This is a genomic window from Pseudohongiella spirulinae (genome assembly GCF_001444425.1).
GTDB lineage: Bacteria > Pseudomonadota > Gammaproteobacteria > Pseudomonadales > Pseudohongiellaceae > Pseudohongiella > Pseudohongiella spirulinae.
Genome location: NZ_CP013189.1, coordinates 2,519,868 through 2,542,837, shown reverse-complemented (window position 1 = coordinate 2,542,837; position 22,970 = coordinate 2,519,868). Strand labels below are relative to the sequence as shown.

Annotated in this window: 25 protein-coding genes and 1 pseudogene; 15 read left to right on the top strand and 11 right to left on the bottom strand. The window is 53.7% G+C overall.

Features of this window, described 5'->3' with window-relative positions; genetic code table 11:
* Positions 1-8 precede the first annotated feature (8 nt).
* Together PS2015_RS11685 and PS2015_RS11680 are read right to left on the bottom strand one after the other, a co-directional pair.
* Positions 9-983, bottom strand: a complete 975-nt coding sequence (locus PS2015_RS11685) for a KpsF/GutQ family sugar-phosphate isomerase (protein ID WP_058022404.1) — start codon at positions 981-983, stop codon at positions 9-11.
* A gap of 15 nt (positions 984-998) precedes the next feature.
* On the bottom strand, positions 999-1,961 hold the full coding sequence (locus tag PS2015_RS11680; RefSeq protein ID WP_058022403.1) for a calcium/sodium antiporter: 963 nt from the start codon (positions 1,959-1,961) through the stop codon (positions 999-1,001).
* 140 nt (positions 1,962-2,101) lie between these two features.
* Here PS2015_RS11680 and PS2015_RS11675 point away from each other — a divergent pair, with 140 nt between their 5' ends.
* Genes PS2015_RS11675 through hisD form a run of 5 tightly spaced genes read left to right on the top strand, consistent with a single transcriptional unit; the run spans position 2,102 to position 6,277 of the window.
* A complete protein-coding gene (locus PS2015_RS11675) occupies positions 2,102-2,707 on the top strand; it encodes an MlaC/ttg2D family ABC transporter substrate-binding protein (protein ID WP_058022402.1) in 606 nt (201 codons plus the stop codon).
* Positions 2,708-2,735: 28 nt separating this feature from the next.
* On the top strand, positions 2,736-2,978 hold the full coding sequence (locus PS2015_RS11670) for a BolA family protein (RefSeq protein WP_082628115.1): 243 nt from the start codon (positions 2,736-2,738) through the stop codon (positions 2,976-2,978).
* Positions 2,979-3,016: 38 nt separating this feature from the next.
* Positions 3,017-4,276 (top strand): UDP-N-acetylglucosamine 1-carboxyvinyltransferase, encoded by a 1,260-nt coding sequence (gene murA / locus PS2015_RS11665; RefSeq protein WP_058022401.1) that lies wholly within the window; start codon positions 3,017-3,019, stop codon positions 4,274-4,276.
* Between the two features lie 10 nt (positions 4,277-4,286).
* Positions 4,287-4,943, top strand: a complete 657-nt coding sequence (gene hisG, locus PS2015_RS11660; RefSeq protein WP_058022400.1) for an ATP phosphoribosyltransferase — start codon at positions 4,287-4,289, stop codon at positions 4,941-4,943.
* Positions 4,943-6,277: a histidinol dehydrogenase gene (hisD, locus tag PS2015_RS11655; protein WP_058022399.1), complete on the top strand. Its 1,335-nt coding sequence runs from the start codon at positions 4,943-4,945 to the stop codon at positions 6,275-6,277. Before hisG ends, hisD begins: the two co-directional genes overlap by 1 nt.
* A gap of 3 nt (positions 6,278-6,280) precedes the next feature.
* On the opposite strand, the gene PS2015_RS11650 is transcribed toward hisD, so the two are convergent.
* Positions 6,281-7,462, bottom strand: a complete 1,182-nt coding sequence (locus PS2015_RS11650; RefSeq protein WP_169792309.1) for a S1C family serine protease — start codon at positions 7,460-7,462, stop codon at positions 6,281-6,283.
* A gap of 50 nt (positions 7,463-7,512) precedes the next feature.
* Between PS2015_RS11650 and PS2015_RS11645 the strand changes: the two genes are divergently transcribed.
* The gene (locus tag PS2015_RS11645; protein WP_058022397.1) at positions 7,513-8,277 is read left to right on the top strand and encodes a Nif3-like dinuclear metal center hexameric protein; all 765 of its coding nucleotides are present in this window, start codon (positions 7,513-7,515) and stop codon (positions 8,275-8,277) included.
* 22 nt (positions 8,278-8,299) lie between these two features.
* On the opposite strand, the gene cysN is transcribed toward PS2015_RS11645, so the two are convergent.
* From cysN to PS2015_RS11630, 3 genes are all read right to left on the bottom strand, one after another.
* On the bottom strand, positions 8,300-10,210 hold the full coding sequence (cysN, locus tag PS2015_RS11640; protein WP_058022396.1) for a sulfate adenylyltransferase subunit CysN: 1,911 nt from the start codon (positions 10,208-10,210) through the stop codon (positions 8,300-8,302).
* A gap of 1 nt (position 10,211) precedes the next feature.
* Positions 10,212-11,138, bottom strand: a complete 927-nt coding sequence (cysD, locus tag PS2015_RS11635) for a sulfate adenylyltransferase subunit CysD (RefSeq protein ID WP_257721217.1) — start codon at positions 11,136-11,138, stop codon at positions 10,212-10,214.
* Between the two features lie 87 nt (positions 11,139-11,225).
* Positions 11,226-11,663 (bottom strand): Z-ring associated ZapG family protein, encoded by a 438-nt coding sequence (locus tag PS2015_RS11630; RefSeq protein ID WP_058022395.1) that lies wholly within the window; start codon positions 11,661-11,663, stop codon positions 11,226-11,228.
* A gap of 264 nt (positions 11,664-11,927) precedes the next feature.
* On the opposite strand from PS2015_RS11630, the gene zapE reads away from it, so the two are divergent.
* The 8 genes and pseudogenes from zapE to PS2015_RS11595 all read left to right on the top strand — a co-directional run bounded on the left by zapE (position 11,928) and on the right by PS2015_RS11595 (position 18,045).
* Positions 11,928-13,046, top strand: coding sequence for a cell division protein ZapE (zapE, locus tag PS2015_RS11625; RefSeq protein WP_418054910.1), 1,119 nt, complete (start codon positions 11,928-11,930; stop codon positions 13,044-13,046).
* A gap of 99 nt (positions 13,047-13,145) precedes the next feature.
* Positions 13,146-13,574, top strand: coding sequence for a 50S ribosomal protein L13 (gene rplM / locus PS2015_RS11620; protein WP_058022394.1), 429 nt, complete (start codon positions 13,146-13,148; stop codon positions 13,572-13,574).
* A 27-nt stretch (positions 13,575-13,601) separates the two neighbouring features.
* The gene (gene rpsI / locus PS2015_RS11615) at positions 13,602-13,994 is read left to right on the top strand and encodes a 30S ribosomal protein S9 (RefSeq protein WP_058022393.1); all 393 of its coding nucleotides are present in this window, start codon (positions 13,602-13,604) and stop codon (positions 13,992-13,994) included.
* Positions 13,995-14,329: 335 nt separating this feature from the next.
* On the top strand, positions 14,330-14,929 hold the full coding sequence (gene petA, locus PS2015_RS11610) for a ubiquinol-cytochrome c reductase iron-sulfur subunit (protein ID WP_058022392.1): 600 nt from the start codon (positions 14,330-14,332) through the stop codon (positions 14,927-14,929).
* A gap of 80 nt (positions 14,930-15,009) precedes the next feature.
* A pseudogene (locus PS2015_RS15955) lies at positions 15,010-16,197 on the top strand (cytochrome b); the annotation flags it as partial.
* A gap of 6 nt (positions 16,198-16,203) precedes the next feature.
* Complete coding sequence (locus tag PS2015_RS15950) at positions 16,204-16,947, top strand: cytochrome c1 (RefSeq protein WP_418054920.1); 744 nt, start codon at positions 16,204-16,206, stop codon at positions 16,945-16,947.
* Between the two features lie 61 nt (positions 16,948-17,008).
* Positions 17,009-17,641 carry a glutathione S-transferase N-terminal domain-containing protein gene (locus PS2015_RS11600; protein WP_058022391.1) on the top strand — a complete coding sequence of 211 codons (633 nt, stop codon included), beginning with the start codon at positions 17,009-17,011 and terminating at the stop codon, positions 17,639-17,641.
* Between the two features lie 11 nt (positions 17,642-17,652).
* On the top strand, positions 17,653-18,045 hold the full coding sequence (locus tag PS2015_RS11595) for a ClpXP protease specificity-enhancing factor (protein ID WP_058022390.1): 393 nt from the start codon (positions 17,653-17,655) through the stop codon (positions 18,043-18,045).
* Between the two features lie 13 nt (positions 18,046-18,058).
* Here the strand turns inward: PS2015_RS11595 and PS2015_RS11590 are convergent, their stop codons facing one another.
* From PS2015_RS11590 to PS2015_RS11575, 4 genes are all read right to left on the bottom strand, one after another.
* A complete protein-coding gene (locus PS2015_RS11590; RefSeq protein WP_058022389.1) occupies positions 18,059-18,634 on the bottom strand; it encodes a BON domain-containing protein in 576 nt (191 codons plus the stop codon).
* Positions 18,631-19,224: a D-sedoheptulose-7-phosphate isomerase gene (locus PS2015_RS11585; RefSeq protein ID WP_058022388.1), complete on the bottom strand. Its 594-nt coding sequence runs from the start codon at positions 19,222-19,224 to the stop codon at positions 18,631-18,633. Before PS2015_RS11585 ends, PS2015_RS11590 begins: the two co-directional genes overlap by 4 nt.
* A 94-nt stretch (positions 19,225-19,318) precedes the next feature.
* Positions 19,319-19,702 carry a YraN family protein gene (locus tag PS2015_RS11580; protein WP_058022387.1) on the bottom strand — a complete coding sequence of 128 codons (384 nt, stop codon included), beginning with the start codon at positions 19,700-19,702 and terminating at the stop codon, positions 19,319-19,321.
* 30 nt (positions 19,703-19,732) lie between these two features.
* Positions 19,733-21,589, bottom strand: coding sequence for a penicillin-binding protein activator (locus PS2015_RS11575; RefSeq protein ID WP_058022386.1), 1,857 nt, complete (start codon positions 21,587-21,589; stop codon positions 19,733-19,735).
* 128 nt (positions 21,590-21,717) lie between these two features.
* Between PS2015_RS11575 and rsmI the strand changes: the two genes are divergently transcribed.
* Positions 21,718-22,605: a 16S rRNA (cytidine(1402)-2'-O)-methyltransferase gene (gene rsmI / locus PS2015_RS11570; protein WP_058022385.1), complete on the top strand. Its 888-nt coding sequence runs from the start codon at positions 21,718-21,720 to the stop codon at positions 22,603-22,605.
* Here rsmI and PS2015_RS11565 read toward each other — a convergent pair.
* On the bottom strand, positions 22,602-22,955 hold the full coding sequence (locus PS2015_RS11565) for a YdbL family probable chaperone protein (RefSeq protein WP_058022384.1): 354 nt from the start codon (positions 22,953-22,955) through the stop codon (positions 22,602-22,604). The genes rsmI and PS2015_RS11565 overlap by 4 nt on opposite strands.
* Positions 22,956-22,970 lie beyond the last annotated feature (15 nt).

The following is a 22,970-nucleotide window of genomic DNA, read 5'->3' as shown; positions in this document are numbered from 1 at the left end:
CCGGATCCTTAAACTACGTTGGCTTGCAGCAGGTCATGCATGCGGATGATGCCCGCCAGCTGCTGTTGCTGATCAAGTACGACCAGTGTGTAAATACGATAATCTTCCATCAAGCGAGCCGCTTCGACTGCCATGGCGTCCTGGTTCACGGACTTGAAGTTGGGCGACATGACATCCGCCAGTTGTGTTGTGCGAATGTCTTTGCCGGCATCCAGTGCGCGACGCAGGTCGCCATCGGTGAAAACGCCGCATAGCTGGCCGCGTTCGTTTACAACAGTTGTCATGCCGAGACCCTTGCTGCTGATTTCGAACAGGGCGTCTTTAAGCAAGGTGCTGGTTGAAGTACGCGGGATCAGATCGCCGCCCTTCATGATGTCTTTTACTTTTAGAAGTAAGCGTCTGCCCAGGCGGCCGCCGGGGTGTGAGAAGGCAAAATCTTCCTGAGTGAAGCCTTTGGCTTCCAGTAGAGCCATGGCCAACGCGTCTCCCAGCACCAGCGCCACTGTGGTGCTGGCTGTTGGGGCCTGGCCCAGAGGGCAGGCTTCTTCAGTGACACTGGCATCGAGGTTGATGTCCGCCGTCTGTGCCAGGGTCGACTGTTTGTTGCCCGTCATACTGATAAATGTCGCCCCTTTGCGGGTTATCAGTGGCAGTATGTTGATCAGCTCCTCCGTTGTGCCGGAATAGGATAGCGCCAGCACAACATCCTTGCCGGTGATCATGCCTAGATCTCCATGACTGGCTTCCGCAGGATGAACAAACATGGCCGGGCTGCCGGTGCTGGATAACGTGGCAGCAATTTTGCGGGCGATATGTCCGGACTTGCCCATGCCGGTGACCACAATACGGCCCTGACAGGCCAGCATCACCTGGCAGGCCTGTACAAAGTTCTCATCAATGCGTTCCGGCAGCGCTCCGATAGCGTCGTGTTCAATTCGGATAGTGCGCAGCGCGCTGTTGATCAGCGCCCGTGAATCAGTCATGGACCGGTCCTCAGATCAGTGAATCTGGTAATACATTATGCCGAACCAGGCCAGGTAAAGCATTATGAATGCGATACCACTGCTGCGGCCCAATTGGCGTCTGGCGCGAATGGCAGGGTAGCTGATGGCTAACAGCAGGATTGTCATTACCATCATGGCCACGTAGTCCCGGTAGAAGAGATTGCTGTCAAAATAACTTGCTGCCAGCAGTCCGGGGAATGGCAGTACCACCAGGATATTCAAGACGTTAGAGCCGATGATATTGCCCACGGCCAATTCATGATGGCCCCGGAGTGCACAGGTTACAGTAGCGGCAAGTTCCGGCAGGCTGGTGCCCAGAGCCACCAGGGTCAAACCGATAATGCCGGATGAGACCCCGAGCAGCCCGGCAACGCTGATAGAGGCTTCTACCAGGTATTCAGCGCTGACAATCAGCAATGCAAGCCCCAGAATCAACCAGGTCAGGGCTTTGCCGGTGCTGACATCGTCCGGGATCTCATCGTCATCATCACACTCGGCGTCTGCCGGTTGTGAGCGTTTTCGGCTGAACAGGTAAATGATAAAAAACGACACGACAGCAATCAGTGCCAGTGCATCCCAGACGCCTATATACAGGTTCATCATCAGCAGCCCGCAAAGCACGCTTACCAGCATTAATGCCGGCAGTTCTTTGCGTGCCAGTGATCTGGGCGGTGTGATGGGTTTTATCACCAGAGCGACACCCAGTGCGATGCCCAGGTTAAAGATGTTCGAACCAACGGCATTGCCGATGGCAAGTTCTGGTTCGCCGGCCAATGCCGAGGCAGCTGAAGAGAAGATTTCGGGAGCTGACGTGCCGAATGCCACGATTGTCAGTCCAATGACCAATGGTGGGATGCCGACATTGCGGGCGAATGCAGAGGCGCCGAAAACAAACTTGTCGGCACCCCATATCAGACCGGCAAATCCCAGGCAGATAATGACAACATTTACGAGCATAAATTAGTGATAACAGGCTGTGGCGAATCGATCATGACAACGGGCGTCCATTAGACGGATGATTTCGGGGCTTTGCAAGTAGTAATTTATTGGCTGCTCTATTTGAGGTACACTGCGCAACCACTGTGGAGGAATTCTAAATGAAGTTGTTACTCAATAGTACTCTATTCATATCAGCCCTGTTTGCTGCGCTTCTGGCAACTGCACAGTCTGAGACGCCCAGTGCCGTCGAAGCGGCCGAGCAGTCAGTCAGTCAATTGCTTAAGCGGGTTGAAGAGCTGCGGCCTTATTTTGACAGCGATAAAGATCGCTACTATGCCGGTATTGAAGAGGAAGTTGGCAAGTTTGTTGATTTTCGCGAGGTGGCGGTAGGTGTAATGGCGCGATTCTCACGGGATGCCAGCGACGAGCAGCTGCTGGCATTTGGTGAGAAATTACGCAGCACTCTGACACGTTTCTATGGTTCGGCACTGGTTGAATATGGTGGCCAGGAGCTGGTTTACCTGCCGCCTCGTGAAGCGCCGGAAGACCCTGATGCGCCCACGAACGTGCGCATGCAGATCAATTCCGAAGGCGCCCGGATTGAGCTGCAGTACGCGCTGTTCAAAAACGCTGAGGGTGAATGGAAGCTTCGTAATCTGTTTGTTGGTGGTATAAACCTGCGTCGCCAGTACCATACCCAGTTTGCTGCGCTGATGGCGCGTCACGACAACGACATTGATGCTGTGATTGAAGCATGGCAGTGAGCAGTAACTTGCGCTCAGAGGTTAAGTAATGAGTATAGATGCACAGCAGATAAGCGGGCTTCTGCAGGAAGCCCTGCCCGGATGTCAGGTCGCCGTTGAAGGTGGCGCCGGCAAATTTCAGGTCACAGTCATCGGTGAGATATTCACGGATCTGGGAGCGGTCAAACGCCAGCAATTGATCTATCAGCATCTTAACTCACACATTCAAAGTGGTGCGGTGCATGCAGTGAGCATGCGCCTTTTGACGCCGGCGGAAGCTGGTCAGCTCTGATCCCTGGCCAGACGGCCTCACTCCCGACAGGACAATTGATGGACAAGCTCTTGATTCAGGGCGGTATCTGCCTAGATGGTGAAATCCGTTGTGCAGGCGCAAAGAATGCGGCCCTGCCGATTCTAGCCGCGACACTGCTGACGGATGACACCATGCGGATCAGCAACCTGCCGCATCTGTTTGATGTTACGACCATGCTGGAGCTGCTGGGCTGCATGGGCGTAGATACGGTGGTTGATGAATCGTTGGCAGTTGAAGTCACTGCCGGCACCATCAGTCACTTCAATGCGCCCTATGAGCTGGTCAAGACCATGCGTGCCTCGATTCTGGTGCTGGGGCCGCTATTGGCGCACTTCGGGCAGGCTCAGGTGGCCCTGCCGGGTGGCTGCGCCATCGGCAGCCGTCCGGTAAATCTGCACATTCAGGCCCTGCAGAAAATGGGAGCGGATATAGTTGTTGAAGACGGTTACATCAAAGCCTCAGTTAAGGGACGACTTAAAGGTGCTCACATTCTGATGGACATCTGTACTGTGACCGGTACAGAAAACGTGCTGATGGCAGCGGCTCTGGCTGATGGTCGGACGGTAATCGAAAATGCCGCCAAAGAGCCGGAAATTGTTGATCTGGCTAAATGCCTGATTGCCATGGGTGCGGATATCAGCGGCCATGGCAGCGATACCATTGTCGTTAACGGTAAACCTCGCTTGCATGGCTGTAGCTATTCGGTGATGCCCGACCGGATCGAGACCGGCACCTATCTCATTGCGGCAGCTGCTACGCGAGGGCGCATTCGCATCAAGGATACCTGCCCGGATACCCTGGATGCTGTGTTGTTGAAGCTGGAAGAGGCCGGTGCCGAGATCAAGACCGGCAGCGACTGGATCGAGCTGGACATGCATGGCCGACGTCCATCCGCGGTGTCAGTCCGTACGGCCCCGTATCCGGCATTCCCCACCGATATGCAGGCTCAATTCACGGCACTGAACGCAATTGCGTCCGGCACCGGCATCATTACAGAAACTGTATTTGAGAATCGTTTTATGCACGTACATGAAATGAATCGCATGGGGGCTAATATGTTGGTGCAGGGCAACACAGTCACTGTCACTGGTGTTCGTCAGCTAAAATCGGCGCCTGTCATGGCCACCGACCTGAGAGCTTCCGCCAGCCTGGTGATTGCCGGGCTGGTGGCTGACCATGAGACGGTTGTTGACAGGATCTATCATATTGATCGCGGTTATGAGTGTATAGAAGAGAAATTGCAGTCGCTGGGTGCCAAAATCCGGCGCTTGGCGTAAGGACTTAAATATGACATCGAGTGACAATCAGCCCCTGGTTATTGCGCTGACCAAGGGCCGTATTCTCGAGGAAACCATGCCTCTGTTGTCAGATGCGGGTATTCATCTGCTGGAAGATCCGGGTAAAAGCCGCAAGTTGATTTTTGACACTAATCTGCCCGCTGTGCGGATCATGATAGTGCGAGGCTCCGACGTGCCAACCTATGTTGAATTTGGCAGTGCCGACCTTGGTGTGGTGGGCAAGGATCTGCTCATGGAGTATGGTGAAGGGGCTTTTTATGAGCCGCTGGATCTTGGTATCTCCCGCTGTCGTTTGATGACTGCCGCGCCGGTTGGTGCGCCAGCACCCCAGGGGCGAGTGCGTGTGGCCAGCAAATTTGTCAATATTGCGCGGCGCTACTTCGCGGAGCAGGGGCTGCAGACAGACATTATCAAGCTGAATGGTGCACTTGAACTGGCGCCTTCGATGGGTCTGGCCGACTGGATCGTTGATATTGTCGACAGTGGCAATACGCTCAAGGCAAATGGTCTCGAGCCGCTGGAACTGATTGCAGATATCAGCTCCAGGGTGATCGTTAACAAGGCGTCGATGAAAATGAAACATGCCTCTGTCAGTGTGCTTCTGGATAAATTGAAAGTAGCGGCGTCGAAACGGGTGCAAGCATAATGTCTGAACAACGATTTCCGGTTTCCCGGCTGGATGCGTCCCAGCCTGATTTTGAGCAAGTGCTCAATAAACTGCTTGACCGTCGCATGATTGAAGATGCCGATGTGGCACGGACAGTGGCCGATATCATCTATCAGGTGCGGACTCGCGGTGATGATGCCGTCCTGGAGTACACCCGGCGCTTTGATCGATTGAACGTAGACAACATGGCGCAGCTGGAGGTCAGTCGCAGTCAGATGGAGGCGGCGTTGGCAGCGCTGGAGCCTGAACTGGCCGAGGCACTCCGGCACGCCGCGGATCGTATTCGTCGTTATCATGAGCGTCAGTTGCAAAGCTCCTGGCAGTATGAGGAAGACGATGGTTCTGTGTACGGTCAGCATGTCATCGCCCTGGATCGCGCTGGTCTGTATGTGCCAGGAGGTAAGGCGAACTATCCGTCTTCGGTATTGATGAATGCCATCCCGGCGCGTGTTGCCGGTGTTAAAGAAATTATTGCCGTTGTGCCCACGCCTTATGGTGAAGATGCCGGCGGTGCTGGTCGGCTTATTTTTGCAGCCGCCGCTGTAGCCGGTGTGGACAGGCTGTTCACGATCGGCGGTGCTCAGGCCATTGCGGCATTGGCCTTTGGTACGCAGACCATTGCTCGGGTCGACAAGATTACCGGGCCGGGCAATGTCTTCGTGACGGCCGCCAAGAAACAGGTTTTTGGTGAAGTTGGTATTGACATGATTGCCGGTCCTTCGGAGTTGACAATAGTCTGTGACGGAAAAACCGATCCGGACTGGATTGCCATGGACCTGTTTTCACAGGCTGAACATGATGAGCAGGCGCAGTCCATTCTGATCAGTACAGATCGTGAGTATCTGGATGCGGTGCATGACAGCATTACCCGACTAATGCCGCAAATGGAACGTCAGGCGATTATCGCCACGTCAATGCAGAACCGTGGCGCGCTGATTTATGCGCCTGACCAGCAGAACGCTCTGGCGATATGCAATCAGATTGCGCCAGAGCACCTGGAATTGTCTGTTGAAAAACCGGATGAGTGGCTGCCCGGCATTCGCCATGCCGGTGCCATTTTTATGGGGCGATATACGCCGGAAGCATTGGGGGATTACTGTGCTGGTCCCTGCCATGTGTTGCCAACTTCCGGAACCGCACGGTTTTTCTCTCCGCTGGGTGTTTACGATTTTCAAAAGCGCAGTTCAATTATCCGTTGTTCAGAACAGGGTGCAGCCAGACTTGCGCCTGTGGCTGAAAAACTGGCATACAACGAAAAGCTGCAGGCACATGCCTTGTCCGCAGCCTGGCGAATTCCGGGACGTAAGGCCTGATAGCTACTGGCTGTCAAGCTGGGTGCGGTACTGTGCTGTGCCCGTACCCAGTGTCACAGTAATATCCAGTAGCTGACCATTGCGATAAAGAGTCAGCACGACCTCATCGCCCGGTGGCTTGCGGTTGATTTGCTCAATAGCACCAATCACGCTCTGAATGCCCGTGCCATCGATACGGGTCATGACATCACCGGCAACAATGCCGGCTTGCTCGGCGGGGCTGTTTTCATTGACCTGTTCAATCAGCAGCCCGCGGACATCCGGCCTGCCAAAGAAGGTCTGGCTGGTTTCCTCATTTAGCAGTTCGCCGGTAATCACGCCAAGATATCCGGGTGTAAACACGCCCTGCTGCAGCAACTGCTCAACCACAATCATGGCTTTATTGATGGGTACGGCGAACCCGATGCCGTCCGAACCGCCTGACTGAGAGTAGATGAATGAGTTGATGCCTATCAGTCTGCCTTCCGCGTCTATCAGCGCACCGCCAGAATTGCCATAATTCATGGCAGCATCCGTCTGTATATACTCAACAATGGGCAGGCCATCTCGGGGAATGCCCAGTGCGCTGACGATGCCGCGAGAGACGGATTTCTGGTTCATCAGATCGCGGCGCGGATAGCCAATAGTCAAAACCGTGTCGCCGACCCGAACTTCGTCAGATGAGCCAACCGGAATGGCCGGCGGCAATACCGGGCTGTCAACCTGCAACAGGGCCAGGTCAGAGTCAGCATCCGAGCCGACCAGCCGGGCTCTGGCTGTCACCATACCACGTTGCTGGTCGCCAAAATGCACTTCTATGTCTTCGGCGCCTTCAATAACGTGCAAGGCTGTGAGAATGTGTCCTTCATTGCTTACGGCCACGCCGGAACCCAGGCTGTCCCAGAGTCTTTCGGAAGGAATGCTGGCCAGCAGATCCCGCAGGGCAGCGGGCAGTTCGTCAACCGGTGGTAGCTCAATCTGCTCGCGGATGGTCGAGTGAATGCTGACCACTGACGGGGATGCCCGATCAATGGCATCAGCAAAGGAGGCGGTCTGCAATTCAGCTGTTACAGCCGACGGTGCGGCAATCGCCAGCTCGGCGATTTGTCTGGAAAGACGTTGCATCTGCTGATATTGAACCAGCACCAGGGCAAACAAAATTCCGGCCACAGCAGGCCAGCTGATAAACTGCAGAAAGTTTTTCATAACATCGCGCATTATGCGAATAAACAAACATTATGTGAAGGTAAATCGTTATGCCTGTGAGTCGTCGTCAACTTGTGTCGGAATTGGATAAACTACTCAGGACAGATCAGTTTAATGACTACTGCCCAAACGGTCTGCAAGTTGAAGGTTGTGAGCAGATCACACGTATTGTCAGTGGAGTGACGGCAAGTCAGGCCCTGATAGCCCGAGCAGTCGACCTCAACGCGGATCTGTTGCTGGTTCACCACGGGTATTTCTGGCGCGGTGAAAGTCCCGTGATTACCGGCATCAAGCAGCAACGTATCAGGCAGCTACTGGCACACAATATCAATCTGCTTGCCTATCATTTGCCATTGGATTCACATGGCGAGCTGGGGAACAATGCCCAACTGGCATCAATCCTCGGATTTGAGATCGGTGGCGAGCTGACAAAAATCAATAATCAGCCAATGGGGCTGTATAGCGATCTGGCGGAGCCGATCGGTGCGCTTGAGCTTGCCCGGCGAATTACATCTGGTTTGGGCCGTGAACCACAACATATCGCACCCGGGAATGAGCAACGCATAACTCGAGTCGCATGGTGCACCGGTGCTGCCCAATCCTATATTGAGCAGGCCGTCAGTATTGGTGCTCAGGCGTTCATTTCGGGTGAAATCTCAGAGCCGACCGTGCACATTGCCAGAGAGCAGGGGATCCATTATTTTGCCGCCGGGCACCATGCGACCGAGCGCTATGGCGTCAGAGCGCTCGGTAACTGGATCGCCGAGCGCTTTGAGCTGGAGCACCAATTCATCGATATTGATAATCCGGTCTGACCGATAGCCATGTCCGGTGCCCTTATTGTCCTTTCAGTATGCGGCGCTCCTGCATTATGGCTATGACCTGATCCAGGCAGTCGTCAACACTGAGGCTTGAGGTATCCAGTTCCAGATCCACCTTTTCCGGCGGACTGTAGGGGAATGACACTCCCGGTATATCGGCTGATCCAGTTGACTCGGCGGCGGCATAGATGCCGCTGGGGTCGCGCTGCTGACAGACGTCGATCGGCGGGTTGAGATAGACAATGAGGCAATTGTCCTTGCCGATGACGCTCATGGCGTGCTCGCGTGAATCCGGATTGGGTGCCACAAAAGCGGCGCAGCAGATGAGTCCAGAATCATTGAGGAAACGGGCGATATGGGCACTGCGGCGAAGATTCTCGGCGCGACCTTCCGCGTCATGAGGCAGATCTTTACTGATACCCAGCCGCATCGCCTTGCCATCGAGCACCGTGCTGACCCGGCCCAGGTCAAACAGTCGGCGCTCCAGTCCGTGGGCCAGAGTTGATTTGCCGGCGCCGGAAACTCCGATAAACATCACGGTGGCCGGCTTCTGACCATATCGTGCCGCCCGTTCTTCACGTGTAACGTGGGTATTGCTGCTGCGCTTGCGGCGGCGTGCAGCCGCATTGTCGAGCGTGATCATGCCAGCACCGACAGTTACGTTGCTGAGTCTGTCGATTACAATAAAAGCACCGGTGCTGCGGTTCTTGTCATAGCTGTCTATGCAAACCGGCTCGTCAACTGAAATTTCACACAGGGCGATTTCATTCAATTCCAGGGCCGGTGCAGGATTTTCTTGCAGCGTGTTGACATCAATCTGATGTTTGATGGCGTTTACCCGGCCGCTTACTGTTTTTGTGCCCAGTTTGAAGTCATACATTTTACCGGGCAATAGCTGATCTTCAGTCATCCAGACAAGTGCTGCCTCGAACTCTTCAGCAACAACTGGCAAATTGCCCCGGTGCACAATCATGTCACCACGGCTGATATCAATTTCATCTTCCAGGGTTATTGTGATGGCCATGTCTGTGTAGGCCAGTTCCAGCTCCTCATCAAACGTCACAATAGACTTGATGCGGCTTTTTTTGTTGGAGGGCAGCACGGTGATTTCGTCGCCTTTGCGAACTACCCCTGATGACACGGTTCCGCAGAAACCCCGGAAATTGAGGTTGGGGCGGTTTACATACTGTACCGGGAAACGGAAGTCGTCGTAATTACGGTCTTCGGCAATCTGCACATTTTCCAGCAGTTGCATCAGCACCGGCCCCTCGTACCAAGGCATGTTGCTGCTGGGGTTTACCACATTGTCGCCGTCCAGTGCGGACATGGGAACAAAGTGGAATTCAGCAGGTTTCAGTTTCTCCGAGAATGCCAGATAGTCCGCTTTAATCTGCTCAAAGACGTCCTGGCGGTAATCGACCAGATCCATCTTGTTGACGGCAACCACAATGTGTTTGATACCCAGTAATGAGGTGATAAAGCTGTGGCGCCGGGTCTGTACCTGTACACCATGACGCGCGTCAATCAGGATGATGGCCAGGTCACAGGTGGATGCACCGGTGGCCATGTTGCGGGTGTACTGTTCGTGACCAGGCGTATCGGCAATGATGAATTTGCGTTTGGCTGTGGAAAAATAACGATAGGCGACATCAATGGTAATGCCCTGTTCGCGTTCGGCCTGTAAACCGTCCACAAGAAGCGCCAGGTCTAACTTTCCACCGGTGGTGCCAACTTTCATGCTGTCTTTCTGGATGGCAGCAAGCTGATCCTCATAAATCATCTTGGAGTCGTGAAGCAGGCGGCCGATCAGGGTGCTTTTGCCATCGTCAACGCTGCCGCAGGTCAACAGGCGCAGCATTTCCTTGCGTTCATGCTGTGCCAGGTAAGCGGTGATGTCGGTGGCGATCAGGTCTGATTGATGAGACATGTCAGAAGTACCCCTTGCGTTTCTTCTCTTCCATAGAGCCGGCCTGATCAGAATCAATCAGTCGCCCTTGCCGCTCAGAACTGGTGGTCAGCAGCATTTCCTGAATAATCTCCGGTAAGGTGGTGGCTTGTGATTCCACCGCACCAGTCAGTGGGTAGCAGCCGAGGGTGCGGAAGCGCACCATTTTTTCCTCAATCTGCACGCCTGGCGGAATAGGCATGCGCTCATCATCGACCATGATGTCAATGCCGTCCATATTTACCACGGGGCGTTTTTGCGCGAAGTACAATGGCACGATATCGATATTGTTCAGATAAATGTATTGCCAGATATCCAGCTCGGTCCAGTTGGAGAGCGGGAAAACCCGAATGCTTTCGCCCTTGTTGATCTTGCCGTTGTACAGATTCCATAACTCAGGGCGCTGGTTTTTGGGGTCCCAGCGATGGTTTTTGTCGCGGAACGAAAAAACCCGCTCCTTGGCACGTGACTTTTCTTCGTCCCGTCGACCGCCTCCAAAGGCTGCGTCGAACCTGTGTTTGTCCAGCGCCTGACGCAGCGCCTGTGTTTTCATCACGTCGGTATGTTTTTCGCTGCCGTGTGTGAACGGCCCAACGCCGGCTTTCAGGCCTTCCTGGTTAGTGTGTACGATCAGATCCAGTCCCAGTTTCTTGATCTGGTTGTCACGAAACTGAATCATTTCCCGGAATTTCCAGGTGGTGTCAACGTGCATCAGAGGAAAGGGCAGGCGACCCGGATAAAAGGCTTTCAGGGCCAGATGCAGCATGACAGATGAGTCTTTGCCGATGGAGTAGAGCATCACCGGGTTGCTGAACTCGGCAGCCACTTCGCGGATGATGTGGATGCTCTCGGCTTCCAGTTGTTTCAGGTGCGTCAGATTGTAGTCAGCCATGCCAGATACCGCTTGCAGGCTGCGGATGCGCAAGTACGCCCCGCAGCATGATTGTCAGGTCAATTAGGGTTGGCTTTGTATCGGGACAGGCGCAGCGCTGACGTTTCAGCTTTCCTGGCGACTGGTATTTTTGTCCAGTCCGAACTCCTCAGATAATGCACCCGGTCCCGGACCGGTTTTAGGTGCGTAATCCTTGGGAGGTTCCAGTGTGTCGTCATTGTCCTGTTCGCTGCTGAACATGGCCTGGTCATTGGCCGGCAGCAGCTTGCTTGCAACATCCTCGGTACAAAGCTGTTGAGCGCCGGTGGCCAGATGCTGGTAAACATCGCGATAACTTTCAGTCATCTGCTGAACCAGTTCTGCTGTGGTATTGAAGTGATCGCTGACATTCTCGCGATAATCTGCGTGATGTCGCTGCAGCTCCTGAACCTGGGCCTCCAGTTCGGTGACTCTTGCAGGATTGCCGGTCTGAACCTTTCTGCCAACAAGCAGGCCGGCAACCAGGCCGACTGCCAGACATGCGATGCCTGTTAACCACAACATATCATTCCACCTTCGCTGTAATGCGACACAATATAGAAGTTTTTAAAGCATGTATAGCTATATAAAAACATATAAATATAAAATAAAGGAATAAGAGGTCTGTTAAATCTGCCCCTCCAATTCTGTGCAAGCGCGCTGTCGATTCTAGCATGAAGCAGGTCGCCTGTGTTGTTTGAGGCGGATCTGTTGCTTGGTTTTGTGGTTCGCCATGGCTTAGAATGCGCGTCTTTTCATGTTGAACGCAAAATTCAGGGGTTTTCCACGATGCAAATGGCTTCGCCGCGGCAGCGTTACCAGGCCGATCTGGATGCCGGAAAACTCACGCCTGATCCGGCGCAGCGTGCAGCCATTGAAAAGGTGCAGCAACTGTACGAAGCGTTGTTGAATCAATCGAACCGCCACTCTCGCTTGTCATTGAATCCGCTGCGCTGGTTACGTGTGCAGGCGGCCTCATCGGCCGCCCCGCAGGGCATTTATTTTTACGGCGGGGTGGGGCGTGGCAAGACCTATATCATGGATCTTTTTTACGAGAGTCTGCCATTTACGCAAAAGCAGAGAACGCATTTTCATCGTTTTATGCAGCAGGTACATGCTGCGCTGGCGGCGTTAAAGAATCAGAAGAATCCGCTTGAACTGGTAGCCGGACAGATTGCCGGGTCTGCCCGTGTGCTGTGTTTTGATGAATTTTTTGTATCCGATATTGGAGATGCCATGATTCTGGGCGGGCTGCTCGAGCACCTGATGGCCCGCAACGTGGTGCTGGTCGCTACCTCCAATATTCATCCCGACGGGTTGTATGCTAACGGTTTGCAGCGGGCGAGATTTTTGCCGGCCATTGAGTTGCTCAAAAAGCACACGCAGATTGTCGAGCTCGATGGCGGAGTAGACTATCGTTTGAGGACTCTGCAGCAGGCCTGCCTGTATTTTCATCCACTGGGAGCCGATGCTGAGGCAGGGCTACTGCAGGCGATGGAAAGGCTGAGCAGTGGTCACGCGGAAATTTCTGAGAATGTAGAGATAGAAGTGTTGGGCCGGGCTATCAAGGTCAGACGGGTTTGTGACGAAATAGCCTGGTTTGACTGCCGTCAGTTATGTGATGGTGCCCGCAGTGCGTTTGATTATATTGAGTTGGCCAGGCTTTACCACACCATCATCCTGTCGGACGTGCCGCAAATGGATGGTGATATGGATAATATCGCAAGACGATTTGTCAGTTTGGTCGATGAGCTGTATGATCGCCATGTCAAATTGATCATTTCCGCCGCCGTTCCCCTGACGCAGCTGTACTCGGGCCATGACCTGGCCTTCGTATTCGAGCGCACCCGGAGCAGGCTGCTAGAGATGCAATCCGAGGAGTATCTGGCGCGGGAACACCGCCCCTGATTTATTTCGTTGAAATGCTCCAAAAATACTTGAAGTTTAACAGGCTCTTCGGTAGTATTCGCGCTCCCTGAAGAATATGCCCTTTTCGGTGATTGTTACATGAAGACTTTTAGTGCCAAACCACAAAATGTTGAACACAACTGGCTGCTGGTAGATGCAGAGGGTCAGACGCTCGGTCGTCTGGCGGCAGAGATCGCAACCCGTTTGCGTGGAAAACACAAGCCTGAATACACGCCTCACGTGGATACCGGCGACTTCGTCGTGGTTGTCAACGCTGAAAAGGTCCAGGTGACCGGCAAGAAATCATCTGACAAGATGTATCATCACCACACCGGTTATCCGGGTGGCCTGAAGTCTTTCAGTTTTGAAAAGCTTATTGATCGCTCGCCCGAGAAAGTGCTGAAGCTGGCCGTGAAAGGCATGCTGCCACGCACTCCGCTGGGTCGGGCTATGTTCAAAAAGCTGAAGGTGTATGCCGGTAACGAGCATCCACATGCGGCTCAGCAGCCTCAGGCTATGCAACTCTAAGAATTTTAAGAGGTTCACGGAATCCCTATGTCAACGACTCAATACTACGGCACCGGCAGACGCAAGACCGCGACCGCGCGTGTGTTTATTCGCAAGGGCAGTGGCGAAATTACAGTTAATAACCGTCCGCTGGATACTTTTTTTGGCCGTGAAGTGGCGCGCATGATTGTGCAGCAGCCTCTGCAGCTGCTGGATATGGATGGGCAGTTTGATATTAAAGTGACTGTTAACGGCGGTGGTAGCTTTGGTCAGGCCGGCGCTATTCGTCACGGTCTGACGCGCGCTCTGATTGCGTATGATGAAGAGCTTCGTTCACCGCTGCGCAAGGCGGGTTTCGTGACTCGTGATGCGCGTGAAGTAGAGCGTAAAAAGGTTGGTTTGCGTAAGGCGCGTAAGCGTCCGCAGTTCTCCAAGCGTTAATACATTGCTGCGGTGGCAGCAAAGACAACAGAAAAGCGCTGTTGCTGATCGTGGCAGGCGCTTTTTTTGTGCCCGTTAAAAAATAATTATCCTTGTTGATCAGTTGTTTAGGCATAAAGTTGGCGAACGGGCGCTTGAAAAAAATCGCTAAATTAACTACTATTCAGCCCGTTTGCCGGTTTGCGCCACTCCAAAGTCTGAGTCCGAAGGCGAATTCCAGACAACGGCAGTACAGCAGCATTAGCAGATAGCAGATTTTCGTCCTCATCCCACCCGAACGGAGGGTTGTGGGCTCAGTTCTTTTTGATAGACGACAAAGCTCAGGAGAATACACGGTGAGTGAAGACGGTACTGATTCTGGCCGCAGGCGGTTTTTGTTAGGGTCAACCTCGGTCGTAGGGGCAGCCGGTGTGGTAGGTGCAGTTGTGCCTTTCGTCGGTTCCTGGAATCCCAGCGCCAAAGCGCGCGCGGCGGGAGCTTCGGTTAGGGTTGATATCAGTCGGATAGAAGAGGGCAGCATTCTGGGTCCGATTCCAGCCTGGCGTGGACGACCCATATTTGTGGTACGCCGCACACAAGCGGCACTTGATGCACTGGGTACCATCACGGATCAGTTACAGGATCCGGATTCAGCCCAGCCCGAACAGCCTGAGTACGCAACCAATGCGTATCGCTCGCGTGAGCCGGAGGTTCTGGTGCTGATTGGCTTGTGTCCGCATCTGTTCTGCTCTCCGACTCCGCGTCTGAGCATTCGCCCCGAGCCATTTGAAGAGAACTGGAAGGGTGGATTCTACTGTCCATGCCATGGTTCAAAGTTCGATATGGCTGGCCGTGTGTACAACGGTTCACCGGCATCCCGTAATATGGAAGTTCCCCCCTATTACTACGAGTCAGACAACATCCTTGTGATTGGTGAAGACGAGGTGAACGCATAATGAGCGATACTAAGAAACAAGGCTGGATAGTGTCCTCACTCGTCGGCCTCCGCGACTGGACCAATGATCGTTTGCCGATCATGACAGCGTGGGAAAAGCACATGAGCAAATACTACGCGCCGAAGAACTTCAACTTCTGGTACTTCTTTGGTGTGTTGTCTCTGGTTGTTCTCGTCATTCAGCTGGTCTCCGGTATTTTCCTGACCATGCACTACACCAATAGTGCTGAGGGTGCCTTTGCCTCTGTTGAATACATCATGCGTGATGTGGAATTCGGCTGGCTTATTCGCTACATCCACTCCACGGGCGCGTCGGCCTTCTTTGTTGTGGTCTACCTGCATATGTTCCGAGGTCTGATGTACGGCTCCTATAAAAAGCCGCGCGAACTGATCTGGGTATTTGGCATGGCCATCTATCTGATTCTGATGATGGAAGGCTTCATGGGTTACGTTCTGCCCTGGGGTCAGATGTCCTACTGGGGTGCGAATGTTATCGTGTCGCTGGTTGGTGCGATTCCTGTCATTGGTGAAGATCTGCTGATCTGGGTGCGTGGTGACTTCCTGATTTCCGGCGCCACCCTGAACCGCTTTTTTGCCCTGCATGTTGTTGCTCTTCCGATTATCCTGATCGCGCTTGTTGTGCTGCACCTGCTGGCCCTGCACGAAGTCGGATCCAATAACCCTGATGGTATTGAAATCAAGAAAAACAAAGATGAAAACGGTATCCCGGTTGACGGTGTGCCTTTCCACCCGTACTACACTGTCCATGACATGGTGGGTATCTCGGTATTCTTCTTTGTATTCTGCTTTATCGTGTTCTTTGCGCCGGAAATGGGAGGCTACTTCCTTGAGCCACCAAACTTCCAGGAAGCGAATCCCCTGGTAACACCGGCACACGTGCCGCCAGTCTGGTACTTCACGCCGTTCTACTCGATGCTGCGTGCGGTTACCGTGCCATTGTTTGGTATTGATGCCAAGTTCTGGGGCATGATTGTCATGTTTGGCGCTATCGCCATCCTGTTTGTTCTGCCCTGGCTGGACAAGAGCCCGGTGAAATCAATTCGCTACAAAGGCTGGTATAGCCGAATTGCATTGTTGATTTTCACTGCTTCTTTCCTGATTCTCGGCTACCTCGGGACGCTTGGCACCAGCCCGGCACGTATTGCTCTGGCGCAGTTCTGCACAGTGCTGTACTTCCTGTTCTTCTTCCTGATGCCCTGGTACACCAGAAAGGAGCAGACCTTCCCGGAGCCGACCCGCGTAACAGGGCGCTGGATCACCAACAAGCAGTTGTTGATCACTCTGGTGCTGCTGGCTGTGCTGGTTGGTCTGCCGCTCAAAGCTGTGGGTGCTGAGTCTTCGAATGTTCCGCTGGATCATGTGGAGATGGATCTGCGTGATGAGGCGTCACTGCAGAATGGCTGGAAAACCTACATGAACTACTGCCATTCCTGTCACTCATTGCAGTATGCACGTTACGAGCGCACTGCAGATGATCTGGGCGTACCGCATGAGCTGGTGATGGAAAATCTGGCGTTTGGCAATCAGGCGATCGGTGATCTGATGGACAACAGCATGCAGGCCGAGCAGGCTAACAACTGGTTTGGTGTTGTGCCGCCAGATCTGACGCTGATTGCCCGGGTGCGTGGTGCTGACTGGCTCTACACCTACATGCGCTCCTTCTATGAAGATGACAGTCGCGTGTGGGGCGTTAACAACAAGGTATTTGCCAATGTGGGGATGCCGAACGTTCTGTATGATTTGCAGGGTGATGTGATATGCAGCAATAACGCTGAATCCCCCGAAGAGTGCGATTTGCGTCATGTTGAAGGCTCGGGCGAGCTGACGCCGGAAGAGTTTGACAAGGTGATTTATGATCTGGTCAATTTCCTCTACTACATTGGCGAGCCAGTGCGCCTGAAGCGACAGTCTATTGGTGTATTTGTGCTGGGTTTCCTGGCCATCCTGATCATATTGACGCTGTTGCTGAACCGTGAGTACTGGAGACGTATTCACTAATAGCCGGGTATCTGATATCTGTTTAGATGCAGGCTGGCGGTTTTTATTGAGGAACAGATTTATGGGTGTTGTAGCTAAGCGCTCTTCCATGATTTTTTATTCGGATGGCAGTAGTCAATACAGTCACCGGGTCAGGATCGTGCTGGCAGAAAAAGGCGTTACCGTTGAGACAATCAATGTTGACCCTGCAAACCCACCGGAAGATCTGTCCTCGCTGAATCCGTATAACAGCCTGCCGACACTGGTGGATCGTGATCTGGTTTTGTATGAAGCCAATATCATGATGGAATATCTTGATGAACGTTTTCCGCATCCGCCTCTGTTCCCGGTCTATCCGGTGGCTCGTGCTCAAAGTCGTCTGTGGATGTATCGCATTCAGCGCGACTGGTGTGCTGTTGTGGATGATCTGACAGCCGGTAAGGGTTCTGCTGCTCAGCAGGAAAAGATGCGCAAGGAGTTACGGGAAAGCCTGACCTCTATTGCCCCGATTTTTGCTGAAAAACCCTTTTTTATGAGCGATGAATTCACCATCGTTGATTGTTGCGTGGCGCCCATCCTGTGGCGCCTGCCGGCGCTTGGTGTAGAGCTGGGTAATCACAAGGCTGTCCAGCCTCTTCTGCAGTATCGAGCGCGACTTTTCTCCCGGGACTCGATCAGAAGCAGTTTGTCTGATCAAGAAAAGGAGATGGTGTAGGTCATATGTCTATGACCTCCAGCCGACCTTATCTGCTGCGTGCTCTGTATGAGTGGATTCTGGAAAACGAGTGCACGCCATACATCGTTGTTAATGCCTATGCTTCTGGTGTGCAGGTTCCTCAGGAGTTCGTGAAAGACGGGCAAATCATTCTTAATATTTCCCCCGCGGCAGTGCATGCATTGCAGATGAATAACGACGCCATTGATTTTAATGGCCGCTTCTCGGGTATTCCCACACCGGTTTTTGTGCCGATTGCCGCAGTGATGGGCATCTATGCTCGTGAGAATGGTCAGGGTATGGTCTTTGAGTCTGAGCCTCAGGCACCGGATCCGGAACCCACACCGCCGGAAGACAAACCCGGCAAGCCAGGCAGTCGCCCGGCGTTGCGGGTTGTCAAATAGCCCTCAGCCAGGTTTATAAATACTCAAAGACGCTGACTACGCGGGTAACTCCGCCGACGTTACGAGCCAGACTTGTGGCTCTGTTACCCTCATCTCGGTCGACGATACCCATCAGGTATATCGTGCCGTTATTGGCAACAACGCGCATACGGTTTGAATTGACTTCGTCGTTGGCGGCCAGTTGAGTGCGTACTTTGGTAGCCAGCCAGGCATCGTTGCTGCGCGCCAGCAAGCTGCGACTGCCTGCCACTTCCAGTTCATTGTGAACTCGTCTCACATGCACGCTGGCTTCCGCGGCGATCCGTGCCGCCTCTTCTTTGAGTGCCTGCGTTTGAACCTGACCGACCAGCAAAACAATGCCATTGTGACTGGTGACGTTAAAGCTGGCTTGTCGGAATTGGGGTTGCTGTGATCGCATATTGACGGCAACCTTGGTTTCTATTGATTCGTCTTCTACAACTGTACCGGCAGTTCTGAGATAGGGGTCTTCCTGCATGCCCTGATCACCCGTTGTTTCGGTCAGAATGGTTGTACACGCAGCGCTTGTAATAAACAGGCTGACCCATACCAGATGCTTTAATGGACTCACAGCTCTTCTCCAAAAATTTGAATATCAATTAAATCACACAGACAATGAACCAGCAGCGTATGCGTCTCCTGGTTGCGATCCCTGTGACTGCCCGGCGTACGCACAATTATCGTTTTAGAGTTTAGTTCGCTCTGCAGGTCAGCACACTGCTCATTGTCTATCAGAATGACCGGGATGTCTCGGTCATTGGCTGCGCGAACGGCCTCGCGCAGGTTGGCAGCGTCCCGGTCTGCGCAAAAAACTACCAGACAGTCAGTTGCCTGTCCCAGGGTGCGCAGAGAGTTGGCATAGACATTTTTGTAGGCGTCTTCTGCTGCCACTCCGGAGACGAGTACATTGTCTGCGCTCAGCGCAACAGCGGGCAACCCTGGACGCTCTCGCTGATAGCGATTCTGCAACAGAAGTGCAAAGTACTGAGCCAGGGCGGCCGAGCCGCCGTTTCCGCAGCTCATGACTTTTCCGCCCTGCAGCAATGCAGCGCAGATTGTATCGGCAGCCAGTAACAGAGAATCGCCCACCAGTGGTCTTGTGTCGCGAATATTATCGACACATTGCTGGAACTGTTGTTCGATCCTTTCTGCCAAATTCATTGTAGATTCTCGCCCTGATAACACGACAGCCTGTGGAGCCATTCTACTGCAAAGCTGTGGGTTTTGTGGCGTATCATTTTTATCGTCTGGTTACTCAGGGCCCCAAAGCATTTCTGATCCATTCGAATTGTGTACTGTCGTCATTACAGCGCAGCAGGCCCAATACATCAATACGTGCCTTCACTCTGTTTGTGAGTCGGTGATGTTTCAGATAAACCTCGGCGGCACGCTGCATGCGTTTTTGCTTGCGAGCATTGATAGAGGTGATTGGGTCAATAAAGTCAGCATTGGTCCGGCTGCGGACTTCTACAAAAACCAGAGTGTCACCATCCAGCATGATCAGATCAATTTCTCCGAGTCGTGTGTAGTAGTTGCGCTCCAACAGCGTCAGGCCGCGTTGGCCAAGATACTCTGCAGCAAGGCTTTCCTGCGCGTTGCCAAAATTGCGTCTTTGGGTTGGTGGTATGACAGCAGACATCCTTGTCTCCATAGTGGTTCGTTATTTGTGTCAGGGGCTTATATCGGCACCCGCGGGTAATATTTCGGCCTGACCGTTGACGAATCTGGCCAGCAGTAATTCGCGCTCAATGGCTCCATCGTCGCGCATCTTCAGCACTCCGGTTGCACCCTGCATGCGAGTCGTTGGGAAGTTCTGCAGCTGGGCAAGCCGGGCGTGCAGTCGGTAGACATCAATTCCCATTGCTCTCAGGCGCTGCACTGTGGCAGCAGACGCCGGCCAGTTCTCATTGCTGATACTTTTCAGTGGATCATTATTGTCCAGCATCCACGGTGCATCCAGAAACGCGACACCATTCAGGTCGCGGTTGCCGCTGGCGCTGCGGGGAGGCTCGTAGATGGCTGGCATCGCAATAACCGGCAGATCGCCTGCGTAGTGAAATCCCAGGGTGGGTTTAAGTTGCCGGCCTTCTGCGGGGTTTGCCTGCAGGAAAATAAAATCTACATCCTGGCGGCGGCGCGGGATAAATTCCATATTATTACGTGGCAGAGTTTCAAGCAGCTGATCAGCCCTGGCCTGGCTGGCATCGGTATTAAACATCCGCTCAATGGTTGCGGAGTAGGTGGCGGCCGAACCATAGCCAGCCGTGCTGACCAGTTGGCCGCCGAGGTTTTGCCACTGTTCTGCGAATGTTGTCTGAATTCGCTCAAATTCTTCGCCTGCCGGGGTCAACACGGCGGCAGAACGATATCCCTGCTGCCAGGCGATGCGAGCTGCCTGCTGAATTTCATCTTCGGGAGCCAGGCCAAACTGGAAGAAGCCGGGTGGATTAAGTCGGCCGGTATCTCCGTAGTTCAAAGCCAGTGTGGTGACAGCCAGGCGTTGCTGGCGTTGCAGTTGTCGAACTGACTCCTTTCTGAGTGGCCCGATGATCAGGTCAGCGCCAGACTCTGCCGCCTGTCTGTAAAGTGGCATGATGTCGATGATGGCAGTAGTGTCAAAGAGTGTAATGTCCGGAGTTGCCTGATTTTTGGATAAGGCGTCGTAGTATGCTGCCAGAAAGCCTTCGCTGACGGCGCGACCGGCGGCTTCGCCCAATGGAAGCAGCAAGGCTATGCGCTGCGGTCGTTGTTGCAGAAGCTGCTGTGCAAAGGCCAGGGACTCGGGCAGCATGTCGACAGCGGAGTGCTGATTCCAGCGATCCTGCCAGCGGTTGACGGCTACAACCTGTTGCTCGATGTCGGCTCCGCTGTTGCGTACTGCATTAAGCAGTTCCACCCAGCCGCGCAGTTCATAGGAGTCGATCAGGTCGCGCTGAGAGGTCAGATTATTTGCGGGCGCGGCACTAAGCACATCCCAGATGCGATTGATGTGCTGCTGTTGTTCAGTAGCAGTCAATTGACCGGTCAGCCTGCTTAGTTCACGCGCAGCAGCAAGGTACTGACCCTGCTCCGTCAGAAGCTGGCTGCGCAGTTCAATAATTTGCCGATAGACCTCCGGTCCGCTGGCGTCATCCGACAATGTATCTGGCGCATATTGTCGACGGTCAAGATGAGAGAGAGCGGTGTCCGCATCGTCTCTTGCCAGTGCAATCCTGGCCAGAGCGAGTGATTCCCGGGCGCGCGCGATAACAGGCAAACCTGTGCTGGCGGAAATGCTACTGAGTATGGCGGCTGCAGTATCTGTGCTGCCAGCCTCAAGCGCGATCTCTGCAGCAGATATGAGCAGAATTTCTGCCTGCGGGCTTTCCGCATCGGCCGCGAGGGCCAGATAATCATTGACTTCGTCGCCGACCGCGGCGCTCTCCTGACTTGTGGCGACACCTGTTGATGAGCCCGGGGCACCGGAACCGGCGCAGCCGAGAATCAGCAGAGAAAACAGCAGAACGAGTAAGGTTTTTGGATGCATGGCAGCAGATATACCGTTATTCCTGTAAACTTCGACATGAAGTATCTCTCAGTCAAATCATAGCAGGCGCCAGATGCAGATGCGACAAAACGCTCTGTTCTATACGCTGCTTATCAAGAGGACCAGGCATGGCTCCGGACTCGGCGACACCCAACAGGCAGGTATTGGTGCGCCCGGCTTTGTACGTAGTAGCAACACCGATTGGAAACCTGGCCGACGTCACCGAGCGCGCCCGGCAGGTTCTGGCGCAGGTGGATCTGATTGCGGCTGAAGATACCCGTCACAGCGCCAGATTGCTGCAGCACCTGGGTGTAACAACACGAATGATTGCCTACCACGATTTCAGTACCGGCCAGCAGGAGCAGGCCCTGCTGACCAGATTGCAACAGGGTAATGCAATTGCGCTTATTTCCGATGCGGGTACACCACTGATTTCCGATCCGGGTTACGGGCTGGTGAGGCAGTGCCGCCAATCAGGTGTGCCTGTCATTCCAGTGCCGGGTGCGAGCGCCCTGGTGAGCGCTCTGAGCGTGGCTGGTTTGCCAAGCGACCGATTTATTTTCGAAGGATTTTTACCAGCTAAAGCGGGTGCGCGTCAGAGCTGTCTGAAGGCTCTGGCCGACGAGGTGAGGACGCTGGTTTTTTACGAATCTCCGCACCGGATTCTTGCCAGTATTGATGACATGGCCGCGGTCTTTGGTGGCCAACGTGAAGCTGTGATCTGTCGCGAGTTGACCAAAACCTGGGAGACGGTATATGGCGATAGCCTGGCCGGAATACAACAATGGTTGCGTAATGATGATAATCAGCAGCGCGGAGAATTTGTTGTATTGGTGCATGGCGCTCCCAAAACGGCCGGGCAGGACATTGACCCGGCCGATGAGCATGTATTGCAGTTGTTGTTGCGGGAGCTGCCGATGAAACAGGCCTGCAGTCTGGCGGCTGACATTACCGGGCGCAAAAAGAACCAACTATACAAGCGGGCTCTGGAGCTGGCAGTTGTTCAGGATTCCTAGGGTTTTCTGACCCAGCGTCCGTCGGCATCTTCAATAAAGTGACCCGGTTTGGTGGCTTCCACGGCGCGCAGATAAGCGAGCTGAGCGACTTCACCAATGCCGATATTGTTTTGCCGCGCGATCTCGGCGTAACGGGCACGGCGCTGACGGTTGACATCATTTACCAGCGCTACCAGCGCAGCAGGCGGACTTTCCTGCACGAACCCTATGTAACCATCGCTTTTCTCACCGATCAAGCCGCTGGATTTGGCTTCGTCAAGCGATTGAGCCAGAGCCATCGGACTGATCAGGATGACCAGAATGGCGAAGACCCAGCGGCTGATATCTGCTCTGATCAAATTTATAGTCATGGTGACCTCCTGGTT